Origin of the sequence: Methylophaga sp. UBA3192, assembly GCA_002363955.1 — a bacterium.
Lineage (GTDB): Bacteria > Pseudomonadota > Gammaproteobacteria > Nitrosococcales > Methylophagaceae > Methylophaga.
Genome location: DEXE01000003.1, coordinates 46,999 through 59,609, shown reverse-complemented (window position 1 = coordinate 59,609; position 12,611 = coordinate 46,999). Strand labels below are relative to the sequence as shown.

Genomic DNA, 12,611 nt, shown 5'->3' with positions numbered 1-12,611 from the left:
ACATCATGCAAGCAACGCAACTGGTCTGGTTACGCAATGATTTACGCCTCGATGATCATCCGGCATTAGCACTCGCGGCTGAAAAAGGACCAATCCAGGTAGTGTTTTGCGCCACCCCCAAACAATGGCAGCAACACAATGAATCTCCCGCCAAACTGGGTCTTCGTGCCGCAGCGATACAGGATATCGCTGATCGACTTGCCCAGCTTGGCATACCTTTTTATTTACTTGAAGTCGATTCTTTTACCGATGTGCCCGATGAATTATTAAAATTCTGCCAGCAACAAAATATCAGTGATATATGGTTTCAAGCCGAAACGCCGCTTGATGAACAACGTCGTGATCAGGCTGTTAATACTGCATTAACCAAAGCCAATATAATCGTGCATCTGCTCGCCGAAGATTTACTGGTCGCCTTACCGGTAAAAACCCAGCAGGATGATCCTTTTAAAGTATTCACGCCCTATTACCGTCGCTGGCTGCAAATCCTCGAAGATATTCAGCAAGCCCCGTATGCCGAACCAAAATCACAGGGTAAAGCCCTAAAACCGGATCTATTGGCATGTGACTGGGCCGGAGAATTTCGTGATGATTTATGGCCCGGCAACGAACAAAAAGCGTTGGAACGGCTTTCGGCATTTTGTGAAATCAAACTGGATGATTACAAAAGCCAACGCGATTTTCCCAGCAAACCGGCCACCAGTACTTTGTCACCGTATCTGGCCAATGGTCAGTTAGGTCCGAGAAGATTACTGGACACCATTCAGTTTTATTGTGGCGAAGCTAATCGTGACTGGCGTCATGACGACTGGTTACGTGAACTTGCCTGGCGGGATTTTTACAAACAATTATTGCTGTATTTTCCACGCCTCAGTATGGGTAAGGCATTCAAACCGGAAACCGAAAAAGTTATCTGGCGTAATGATGAAGCCGGTTTCAAAGCCTGGTGCGAAGGCAAAACCGGCTTTCCGATTGTTGACGCTGCTATGCGTCAACTCAACCAAACCGGCTGGATGCATAATCGACTCAGAATGATCACCGCCAGCTTTCTCAGCAAACTGCTGTTACTCGACTGGCGACGTGGAGAACAGTATTTTCTGCAGACTTTAATTGATGGTGAATTCGCCGCCAATAACGGTGGCTGGCAATGGAGTGCATCAACCGGCGTCGACGCCGCGCCCTACTTTCGGGTATTCAACCCTACCCTGCAATCCGAACGTTATGACCCACAGGGATTATTTATCAAACGCTTTGTCCCCGAATTAAAAGACGTACCGATCAAGCAACTGCATAATCCACCAGCAGAACTACGCGAACAATGCGGCTACCCGCAACCGGTTGTGGATTATAAACAGGCCAGAAAAGATGCCATCGCGGCATTTAAGGATTTGCCGAAAGATTAATTTTCAATTGAATCCGAAGCTTTTGGTAACGGAACTCCAAAGGTTTAATCCGCAGATTACGCAGATAGACGCAGATTTTTTTGGCTTAACCACAGAGACACGGAGAACACAGAGATTAATTAACATCGTAGGCTGGGTTAGCGCAGTGTAATCCGACATAGAAAACATGATTGTTGGGCTTCGTGCCTCAGCGCCAACCTACGGAAGTTTTTTAATCCACCAAATCTTATGATTATTAAGGCAAAATAAGATCAACATTGCGTTTCGAATAATCTGCGTCCATCTGCGTAATCTGCGGATAGATATCTACTAAACCTTTGTGTCTCTTTGGTTAATAACCTGAAAGGTCTCAGCCATTTAATACAATGATGCCCAAGGCGATCACGTAAACAGAGAGGATTAAGGCACTTTCGAAACCAATTCGGCCAATGCCATAAGTCTCGCGTCGCACCATGCCCAGCAAAAGAATGGCCGTCATCAAAATACTGACCAACCCCCATGTCATCTGCACTGGCGACATGTCGTGATAGATAGAATTATGCGGATAACCTGCATCGGCCGCGGCGACCACAAGAATATTAAAACAGTTGGTGCCGAAGATATTGCTTACTGCCAGGGTCAGCGCACCGTAGCGTATCGCGGCGATAGTGGTCACCAATTCGGGAGTGGAAGTCGCCAGGGCGGTAAACAAACCACCCACCAGGGTGTCAGAAAGTCCGGTGTGATCGGCAATGCCTTTGGCTGATTCCATTACCATCCAACCGGCGATGCAGGTCACCAAAGCCAGGGCAATAAAACCAAGCCATGTTGCCGTCAAGCTACCATGATGCTGTTTTTCGGGTTTATCCGGAACTGTCTGCCGGGTTGAACGTGGGAACCACATGGGTCTTACCTGCGTGCGGTGAACCAAGTGTAATCCAAACAGATAGGCGACAACGATCACCGGCGTAACCGGATGCACGCCCCAGAATGAAACCGAAGGCGAGACGATCGCCAGTAACGGCAGGGTCAGTAAAACGATCAACAAACCTGCCAGCATCAGGTTTACAGGGGAAGCGGCCGCATGCTCCAGATTGGCTTTGCGATAAACGATGTCTGCAATGCCAAGAAATACCAGATTCACCGCCATGCTACCCATAACATTACTCATGGCCAGATCTGGCCGTGCATCCATCGAGGCACTTAAGGTCGCGGCAAAGTCCGGGAGCGAAGTCACCCCCGCCAGCAACAATACTCCGAACAGGGCCTCGCCCATGCCAGTACGATCGGCCAGTTCATCTGCCAACTTTGCCAGCCGACTGCCCGCGAGGACAATGGCCATAGCAGCAATGCCAAAGACGATCAGGTTGAGCGTCAGGGATGAAAACATTTAGGCCTCAAATGGCTGGGAATTGCCTGAAATATTAATCAAAACCTAGTCTCAGCCAAAACTACCATAATTTGATCTACAGATTATGCAGATGGGCGCAGATTTTTTTGGATTAACCAAAGAGACACAGAGCACACAAAGATTAATAAAAAATGTAGGTCGGGTTAGCGGCAGCGTAACCCGACATAGATGATGTGATTGTTGGGCTTCCTGCCTCGCGCCACCCCACGGAAGTTTTTTGAATTCACCAATCGTGATGATTTATGAAGCGAGTTTAGATCAAAGTTGCTCTCAATTAATCTGTGTCCAACTGCGTAATCTGCGGATAAATAGCTTTTAAACCTTTCTGCCCTACGTGCCTCTGTGGTAAATCACTCAGAATCACGTCCCTATCACCCCACCATCCTCTTTAGTGATTAACACGGTAGCGGAACGAGGTCGGCCATTAGGCAGATGATCCGGCCAGTTGCTGGCGGCGCTGGGGTTTTGGGGGGATTTCACAATGCCACGCTTTTCTAAAACCGCTGGCATCTCACCGGGATGTTGAATATTGACCCACATGGTTTTCATGTCGGGCGTTATGGTGACGCCGGTAACTTCACATCCCACCGGCCCGGTAAGAAAACGTCTGGTTTCGCCAGTAGCCGGATTTACTGCCAACATTTGATTGTTACCAAACTGAGCAAATTCGCCTTCATTCATTTTGCTTGAGCTGATATCGGTTTGTACCCACAGCAGGCCTCGCTGATCAATCATCAAACCATCGGGGTTAGCAAAAATATCTCCGTTGATAGTCGCACCATGCTCTTCCCCGCCTGCCAGTACAAACACCTCCCAAGTAAATTCGGTGGAAGTGGCATCGACCTCATTAAACCGAAGCAGATGCCCATATAAATTTGGCTGTCGGGGGTTAGCCGGATTGGTTTCACTGCGTTCACTGTTATTGGTCAGTGAGACAAATATCTCGCCTGTCTCAGGATGCACGGTGATCCATTCCGGACGATCCATTTTGGTGGCCCCTAACTGGTCAGCCGCGGCCCGGGCATGAATTAACACATCACCCTGATCACTAAATCCATTTTCCGGGATCAGACCATTCTGCCCATATATTAAAGGTAACCAGACCCCAATACCTTCGTCATCAAATCGGGCAACGAATAACACGCCTTCATCCAGCAATTTGCCATGGTGTGCGCCCGGGGTGCCATCCCAGCTGTCACGGGTGACAAACTTATAGATATATTCAAAACGGGCATCATCACCGGAATAACAGGCAATACGATTATCGGCAGCAACTTTGATGGCGACATTTTCATGAGCAAAACGACCCAACGCAGTGCGTTTAACCGGAATACTCTGTGGATCGTAGGGATCAAATTCAACCACCCAGCCAAAACGATTGGCTTCATTGGGTTCTTTATCCAGATCAAAACGCGAATCAAACTGCTGCCAGCCGTAATAACTGAACCCTAATTTGTAACGCTTCCAACGTCGTTCAGTCTCAGCGTCCCTTGGATGTTTTGGATCAAAAACAAAGTAGTAATGAAAATTCTCTTCGCAGGTGAGATAAGTCCCCCACGGGGTTTTGCCATTGGCGCAGTTATTTAATGTACCCAACACATTTTTGCCGTCAGGATCGGCATGGGTTTTCAACAAATCATGCCCCGCCGCCGGGCCGCTTATCTGCATTTCGCTGTTCGCCGTCAGACGCCGTGCATATTTTGACGGCCGGACAATTTGCCATTGACCATTATCACGCTTGACCTCAATCAGCGACACACCATGCGCGTTTTGTTCTTTGGCGACTTTGTCAGCCGTATAGGTTTCTGGAGCATGTGTATGGCTGCCATCAGTGTGAATGATATCCAGATCCAGGTATTCATGGTTCATCACCAGCAAACCGTGATCCGAGTTGGCTGAATCGGCAGGCAAGGAATAAAAATGAATCGCATCATGATGCATGCCGGCCTGAAGAGCCTGTTCTGCTGCCGAATTGCTGGCATCCATATTGAAAACAGGACCGTCAGAAACCGGATCGCCCCAGCGGTAAAATACTTCTGCCCGATAGCCTTCCGGCACCACCACTTCATCCAGTAAATCCGCCACAGGAATCGCTTTAAAGCCCATTAATTGAGGATGAAGCTGCAATATGGTTGCCGCAGAAGACAATGGCATAGCCGATGCGAGCATCGCTCCCAAACCAAATTGCAGCACAGAACGGCGGCTGAGTTGTTTCTGTATAAGATTATCGAAGCTGTTTTCCAACATGCTTTTTCCTGAATGTATTTATCACACGAGTGGTTCTGACCTATTCCGTAGCGGATAACTCCATCACTAAAAAGACAACTTAATGCGACGGCGTGACAAAGTTATGACAATCGTTGGTGTTGCGCCAAGGCCCAAAGCACATGTTCGCGAACTAACTCGGAAGGATGCCCTGCCCGGTTATTTAATGCTGCCAACACACTGTCACTAGTCTGAGCATTCCCCAGGGCAACTGCAATATTACGCAACCAGCATTCATAGCCAATACGTCGTATTGGACTGCCTTCCAGTCGCTGCAGAAATTCCTGTTCTGTCCAGCCAAACAAATCGACTAACTGTGGCGCATCCAGACCTTGTCGCGGCAGATAGGCTGATTCCGTGGTCATCTGAGCAAACTTGTTCCACGGGCAAACCAGCTGACAGTCATCACAGCCATAAATACGATTGCCCATCATTGAGCGGAATTCAATTGGAATGCTGCCACGCAGCTCAATGGTCAGATAGGAAATACAACGGCGTGCATCCAGTTCATAAGGCGCGACAATGGCCTGAGTCGGACAGATATCAATGCACGCAGTACAACTGCCACAATGCTCGGATACCGGTTCGGTTAACGGCAGAGGCAGATCAGTGTAAATTTCCCCCAGGAAAAAATACGAACCATTTTGACGGTTTAATACATTAGTATGCTTGCCTATCCAGCCCAGACCGGATTTCTGTGCCAATGCCTTTTCCATCACTGGGGCACTGTCGGTGAATACACGATAGCCCATTTCCCCAACAGCCTCTTCAATTCTTTGTGAAAGGCGGAGTAAACGCTTACGTATCAATTTGTGATAATCCCGGCCCAGGGCATAACGGGAAACAAAACCAAGTTCACTGTTCCCCATCACCTGCCAGGCATCGGCCGCGGTTTCCGGCCAGTAATCCATTCTCGCCGTAATCACACGAACCGTGCCAGGCACTAATTCTTCAGGATGGCTCCGCAAGCTGCCATGACGTTGCATGAAGTCCATTTCGCCATGAAATCCGCGTGCCAGCCAGTGTTGTAATTGATCTTCTGCGACAGACAAGTCAATATCACTGACCCCTAGCTGTTGAAAGCCAAGCGAACGCGCCCAGATTTGCATATCTGCAAGGAGCGCACGGGAGAACTGCACTGTATTTGGATCGGCCATGCGGGCTATTATAAAGAACTGAATTTTTTCATCGGGATATTATTTTATGTCGACCTTGCCACATGAACTCTACACTGCTGAGCAAACCCGTGAACTGGAACGTATCGTTACGGAGCAACATAACATTTCCCCAGCAAAATTAATGTCACGTGCTGGAGAAGCGGCGCTGGATGCAATTAAAAATTACTGGCCTCAAGCCGAACGCATTCTGGTGGTCTGCGGTACCGGTAATAATGGAGGCGATGGTTTTGAGTTAGCTCGTCAGGCGTTAGCAAAAGATTACCGTGTCGTGGCATTTCAAGTTGGCGACGAGAAGGAAATGAGCCAGGAAGCGCTCGCGGCCCGTGAAGCCTATATTGCAACGGGTAATGAAATTCATCGCTTTGAAGATAAATTACCCACGACCGACGTTATTGTGGATGCGCTTTTAGGGACAGGTCTTAACCGTGAAGTAAGTGGTGACTACGCTCTCGCCATTGATGCTATCAACCAGCATACCAAACGTATTCCCGTTCTGGCGCTGGACATTCCTTCCGGCATTCACGCCAATACCGGGCGAGCTCTGGGAACAGCAGTTCACGCTACCATCACCTTGAGCTTTCTTGGCCTGAATAAAGGCCTGTTTACCGGTGAAGGGCCGAACTTTTGCGGTGAGGTCTGTTTTGATTCGCTAAAAGTCCCTTCCGCCATTTATAACGTCTTTACTCCAATTGCACGTCGCGTCAGTCTTGAAAATGACGCAGCTGGATTAGCACCGCGTGAGCGCACAGGACATAAAGGTCTATACGGTCATTTATTTATTATTGGTGGTGACCACGGAATGCCGGGAGCAGCACGTGTTGCCGCAGAAGCAGGGGCGCGTGTTGGCGCAGGACTGATTAGTATTGCCACCCGCAGCACGCATGGCCCAATCCTCAATCTGGCCCGACCGGAATTGATGTGCTACGGCGTGGAGGATGCCGGTGATCTGGAAGCGTTGTTACGTCCGGCCAATGCCTTAACGGTTGGTCCCGGTTTAGGCCAGAGTGAATGGGGTATTGCGTTATTCCACAAAGCGATTGAGACCAACTTACCCATGGTAGTGGATGCTGACGCATTAAACCTGCTGAGCAAAAATCCGCAACATCATGACAATTGGGTGCTCACACCACATCCGGGTGAAGCTGCACGCTTGTTGGGTTGCAGCTCAGAAGATATTCAAGCCGATCGTTTTGCAGCCGTTTATGAGCTGCAAAGACGTTATGGTGGTGTGGTCGTGCTGAAAGGATCCGGCTCATTAATCTCAAACGGAGAAGCGCCTACCCGCCTCTCCACCTGGGGTAATCCAGGAATGGGCAGTGGAGGTATGGGTGATGTACTGGCTGGTGTCATAGGCGGTTTGCTGGCACAACATTTCCCGATAATGGATGCAGCCTGTGTTGGCGTGACATTACATGGTATGGCAGCGGACAGAGCTGCTGAATTGGATGGTGAACGCGGGACACTGGCAATGGATTTGATGCCACATCTCCGTCGATTAGCGAACCTTATCTATTAATGCTCTGGCTCGCTGACGAACAATCCACCCTGGATTTGGCTGCTAAACTGGCAGTATTATTGCCCGAATCAGCATTTTGCATTCATCTGAAAGGTGATCTTGGAGCTGGCAAAACCACTTTTGTCCGGGGGCTACTTACCGCTCTGGGACATACTGGAAAAGTCAAAAGTCCGACCTACACTCTGGTGGAACATTACATTATCCATCAGCGGGATGTTTATCATTTTGATCTGTATCGCCTGGCGGATCCGGAAGAATTACTCTATCTCGGTATTGAGGATTATTTTTCTGCAAATACCCTGACATTAATCGAATGGCCGGAGCAAGGTAAAGGTGTATTACCTGAACCGGATCTGCTGATCTCATTGAATTATCAGTCTTCCGGCCGACAAGTGATTCTTACTGCTTATTCAGAAGTCGCGTCAGATATCTGCGAAAAACTTCACAATTAATTCAGCTTTACTCTGTATCTCTTTTAAAAATATAGAAAAAAGTCTTGATTTTTTATTCCTTCAATCACAAACTAAGGCTGAGTAAATTGCAGGAACTGACTATGTCTCGTTTATTATTGGGATGGATAATGCTGATATTAACTGCCACGGCGCATAGCGCATCGGTAGAAAATATCCGTGTCTCCCAAAATGAAAACCTGACCCGCGTTGTGCTGGATCTGGATAAAGCACTGGAGTACAAGAGTTTTACCCTGACCAACCCGCATCGTTTAGTTGTGGATATTAAAGCGGCCAAAGTCAATAAAGCCTTAATTGCCCCCACTTTCAACAGTGCCGTGGTCGATAAAATTCGCCATGCCCAGCACGATCAAAATACCTATCGTTTGGTATTTGATCTTAAACAAGCCACAGATTATGAAATCCGAGCCTTGATTCCTGAAGGTGAATACTCCCATCGTCTGCTGGTTGATTTAAAACATGGGCCAGCCACTGCTGCTGTTGCCAAAAATAAAACGACCCAATCTCCAGACCCCAATGCTGAAACATCGACTGATCAGCCTTCGTCTAATCAGGCAAAAAATAATGACGCTCCCTCGCAGGCTAAAACAACATCCAGTGAGCTGCCGCAGGCAACTGCAACAACCGTGAGAAGCAGACCAGTATTACCACGTCGTGATATTGTTATCGCAATTGATCCTGGCCATGGCGGTCGTGATCCGGGAGCAATTGGCCGCAACGGTACGCGGGAAAAAGATGTCGTACTGGCCATCTCACGACGACTGGCTAAACTGGTTAACGACGAGCCGGGCATGCGAGCTTATATGACGCGGGATCGAGATGAATTTATTACCCTGAGACAGCGTATTCAACGTGCCAAACAAAACGGTGCTGATATGTTTATCTCTATCCATGCCGATGCGTTTCAGCGTACCAGTGCCAAAGGCTCTTCCGTCTATGTTCTGTCTTCCCGCGGTGCCAGCAGTGAAGCAGCCCAGATTTTGGCTGATCGGGAAAATGCTGCAGATCTGGCTGGTGGAATCAGTCTGGAAGACAAAGATGATTTGTTGGCGTCGGTATTACTCGACTTGTCTCAAACTGCCAGTCTGGAAGCCAGTCTGGAAGTCGGCAACAGTGTTCTGGGTGGCTTGAAGCGGGTTGGACCTGTGCATAAAAAACAAGTTGAATCAGCGGCTTTCGTGGTACTTAAGTCACCGGATATTCCATCGGTTCTGGTAGAAACAGCATTTATTTCTAACCCCGAAGAAGAACGCAAGCTCAACGATGTCAATCACCAGAACAAACTTGCTCAAGCCATGTTGGCCGGGATTCGCAGCTATTTCCAGCGTAACCCCATCACACAGCAGGTCAAACCTCAGCAGCATATTGTCAGCCGTGGAGATACACTCAGTGCCATTGCACAGCGTTATCGTGTGAATATGATGGAACTTAAATCAACCAACAATCTGCAAACCAGTACCTTACATGTTGGTGATATACTGAAAATCCCTTAAGCGTTTTTTGACTGCGGAATTCCTCTTCGCAACTGTTAAACTGTGTCAATGCTGACACCGAAACGTATCCATGCTCTCCCCTTGCAACTCGCCAATCAGATTGCGGCTGGCGAAGTTATCGAACGCCCGGCATCAGTCATTAAGGAGCTGGTCGAAAACAGCCTTGATGCAGCCACAACGGAAATTGATGTCACCATTGAAGGATCCGGCAGTCAGCTGATTCAGGTTCGGGACAATGGCTCAGGTATTCATCCTGATGATCTCTGTCTGGCACTCAGTCGCCATGCCACCAGCAAAATTTCTTCCAGTGATCAGCTGAGCCAGATTTCCAGTCTGGGATTTCGTGGAGAAGCCTTACCCAGTATCAGCTCGGTTTCCAATCTGAGTTTGATTTCCAGACAACATGATAGTGAATGTGGCTGGCAAATCCATTTTGAAACAGATATGCCTGAGCCGGTTCCACATCCGAAAGGTACGACCGTGGCGGTGCGTGATCTTTTCTTCAACCTGCCTGCACGCCGACGCTTTCTTCGCAGTGCCCGCACCGAACAGCAACAGATTCTCACGACACTGCAACGTCTGGCATTAAGCCAATTTGATGTGCGGTTTCAGTGTAATTTAAATGGTCAGCAAAAATTAAATCTGCCGATTGCTCAGACCGATGCACAGCAATTAGCCAGGATTGGCAAAATCTGTGGACAAACCTTCGTCAAACAAGCACTTGTTATTGACCAGCAATTTGATGTCATCAATATCAAAGGTTGGTTGGGTCATACCGAAGCACATCGGCCACAAGCCGATCAGCAATACTTTTTTATTAATGGCCGGGTCATCCGGGATCGACTGATAAGTCAGGTGATTCGTCAGGCTTATGCGGATCTCATTCCGGCCGGCCGGCATCCGGCTTATGTTTTATACATGACAATTCCACTGGACCGAGTGGATGTTAATGTGCATCCTACCAAACACGAAGTTCGGTTTCGCGAGACCCGACTGATTCACGGCCTTATTCATCGGGCCATTAGCGATGAATTACATGGACAAATCAGACCTGTGCACTCCGTTCCGTCATCAGCTTCTTCTGCACCACGTATTGCAGAATCCACTGCCAACTATCAGGAGCACCAGTTTTCCAATGCCCGGCATGAATCGTCACTGCAGATAGCATTTCCGGTGAATCGATCCAATTCAACAGATGGTTTTCAGTTAATACAGGTATTGCATCAACGCTTTGCCTGGGCACTGTTTCAGCAACAGCATTACCTGATTGATTTACCCAGGGCTCTGTCAACTTTGCGCCAGCAACAATTTGCCGGGCATCTGCAAAAACTGCCATTACAAAGCCGCCCGATATTAGTTCCACTGAATATCCCTTGTACTGCCGCTCAGCAAGTAGCTGTTGCTGAACAACAGAGCTTGCTGGACAACTTTGGTTTCGAACTGCAGCCACAGGATGATTCACTCATCATTAAAAAAATTCCTGTCGCGCTGGCACAGTTAGATCTGAAAACCATGGTGATTAGCGTCATAGATGCGGTCAGCCAAAAAAATATGGATGCCACAATGCTGGGTCAACATCTGTTGAACCTGCTGCAAACGACTGACACGATTCAACCGCAACAGACTGAGCAATGGCTGCAGAATGTATCCCCATCGGAATGTATTCATCAGTCATGGTGCCGGAAACTTGATTTGCTAACACTGGGTAGCTTATTCTCGGACTGAATAAACATGCACTGAGGCGGTTTTCAAATGGATCGAGCCCGTACAGGTTCTACAATAGTCGCGGCGATACTCGCTGTTATCGTGTTATTACTGTTTGGCTACTTGTTATGGAGTGACGCCCCGCCAAATCGCAGTGAGCTCACTGTTGATCCTCCGATAGAAGTCATCGAACCGGATTTACCGCTGGAAATAATCCGCTCCGCAGAAGAGTTGCCCGACAGTGAAACCATTCGTGAGCAGGAAGCAGAAGAGTTTGTAGATCGTTTGGCTGATTCCAACTCGGATTCGATTATTGTCAATGAATACGAAGATATGTTTGTCCGACCAGACAGTATTATTGCTCTGCCGGAGCTGGAACAACGTGTCACGACACTGAAAAGTCTGATGGATGATAAATCGCTTAGCGCTGATACCCCCCTGACTCTCCGCTATACTGAACAAATCCGCGAAAATACCACGTTACAGGAGCTGGAAGCTGAAGAAGAGGATCATATCGCTCCCGTTACCATTGTGACTGAGCAGGGCGAGACCATCACTGCTCCGCTGGTGGAGTTATTAAAACGTGAAGATATCGATCACACAGCACCTGTTACACAGATCCGTCAACAGAAACAGGTCAGGCAGATTAAAGCCAGCGAACTGGCAGATGCTGATATACCAGCGGATCAGGAAATGTCTGTGACGATCAGTCGTGGTGTACAGAAGCTGGATATCGCCGATTTAATTGATAGTGATACGGCCGAAATGCAGGACAGTCTGTTTTATCTGCATCGGGTAACAGAAGAAGATATCCAAGGTTTGTGGGGCATTATTCAAACAGGTTTGATTCGTAATTTTCGTCAGGGTATCCGTCTGCAACGAAACGGTGCTGAACAAAATGTCAGTGTGCTTATTCCGGCGGACGCCGATGAACCTTTGCCCACTGGTTTAAGTTCTTTTCTTGGTAAAATCCTGCATCAGAAAGTCTCGACCAGTTATGTCTATAACTTTAATACCCATACCATGGGATATGATCCAAACATCATTCATCCGGGACAGGAATTGATTCTGATCCGTTTTTCCGGCGAAGAGTTGAAAGATATCTATCAATTCTTTGCTGAACAGAAAAGTAACACCACAGAAACCTTTGCTATTGGTCGCTGATGATTGTTGAAATCATTTTGATCGCATT

The 12,611-nt window shown here is 48.1% G+C and carries 9 protein-coding genes; 6 read left to right on the top strand and 3 right to left on the bottom strand.

Annotated elements, in window-relative coordinates; genetic code table 11:
- Positions 1 to 5 precede the first annotated feature (5 nt).
- Complete coding sequence (locus tag B2337_RS01795) at positions 6 to 1,403, top strand: cryptochrome/photolyase family protein (protein WP_292414546.1); 1,398 nt, start codon at positions 6 to 8, stop codon at positions 1,401 to 1,403.
- Between the two features lie 349 nt (positions 1,404 to 1,752).
- On the opposite strand, the gene B2337_RS01790 is transcribed toward B2337_RS01795, so the two are convergent.
- The 3 genes from B2337_RS01790 to queG form a co-directional block, all read right to left on the bottom strand.
- The gene (locus B2337_RS01790) at positions 1,753 to 2,772 is read right to left on the bottom strand and encodes a sodium:calcium antiporter (RefSeq protein WP_292414547.1); all 1,020 of its coding nucleotides are present in this window, start codon (positions 2,770 to 2,772) and stop codon (positions 1,753 to 1,755) included.
- A 381-nt stretch (positions 2,773 to 3,153) separates the two neighbouring features.
- Entirely contained in the window at positions 3,154 to 5,040 is a 1,887-nt protein-coding gene (locus B2337_RS01785; protein ID WP_292414548.1) for a PhoX family protein, read from the bottom strand.
- Between the two features lie 101 nt (positions 5,041 to 5,141).
- Entirely contained in the window at positions 5,142 to 6,215 is a 1,074-nt protein-coding gene (queG, locus tag B2337_RS01780; protein WP_292361962.1) for a tRNA epoxyqueuosine(34) reductase QueG, read from the bottom strand.
- A 46-nt stretch (positions 6,216 to 6,261) separates the two neighbouring features.
- Here queG and B2337_RS01775 point away from each other — a divergent pair, with 46 nt between their 5' ends.
- From B2337_RS01775 to B2337_RS01755, 5 genes are all read left to right on the top strand, one after another.
- Complete coding sequence (locus B2337_RS01775; RefSeq protein ID WP_292361961.1) at positions 6,262 to 7,752, top strand: NAD(P)H-hydrate dehydratase; 1,491 nt, start codon at positions 6,262 to 6,264, stop codon at positions 7,750 to 7,752.
- Positions 7,752 to 8,204: a tRNA (adenosine(37)-N6)-threonylcarbamoyltransferase complex ATPase subunit type 1 TsaE gene (tsaE, locus tag B2337_RS01770; RefSeq protein ID WP_292414550.1), complete on the top strand. Its 453-nt coding sequence runs from the start codon at positions 7,752 to 7,754 to the stop codon at positions 8,202 to 8,204. Before B2337_RS01775 ends, tsaE begins: the two co-directional genes overlap by 1 nt.
- A 101-nt stretch (positions 8,205 to 8,305) precedes the next feature.
- Positions 8,306 to 9,715: an N-acetylmuramoyl-L-alanine amidase gene (locus tag B2337_RS01765; RefSeq protein ID WP_292361959.1), complete on the top strand. Its 1,410-nt coding sequence runs from the start codon at positions 8,306 to 8,308 to the stop codon at positions 9,713 to 9,715.
- 48 nt (positions 9,716 to 9,763) lie between these two features.
- Positions 9,764 to 11,440, top strand: a complete 1,677-nt coding sequence (gene mutL, locus B2337_RS01760) for a DNA mismatch repair endonuclease MutL (RefSeq protein ID WP_292414551.1) — start codon at positions 9,764 to 9,766, stop codon at positions 11,438 to 11,440.
- Between the two features lie 27 nt (positions 11,441 to 11,467).
- The gene (locus B2337_RS01755) at positions 11,468 to 12,583 is read left to right on the top strand and encodes a hypothetical protein (protein WP_292414552.1); all 1,116 of its coding nucleotides are present in this window, start codon (positions 11,468 to 11,470) and stop codon (positions 12,581 to 12,583) included.
- The last annotated feature ends 28 nt before the right edge of the window (positions 12,584 to 12,611 follow it).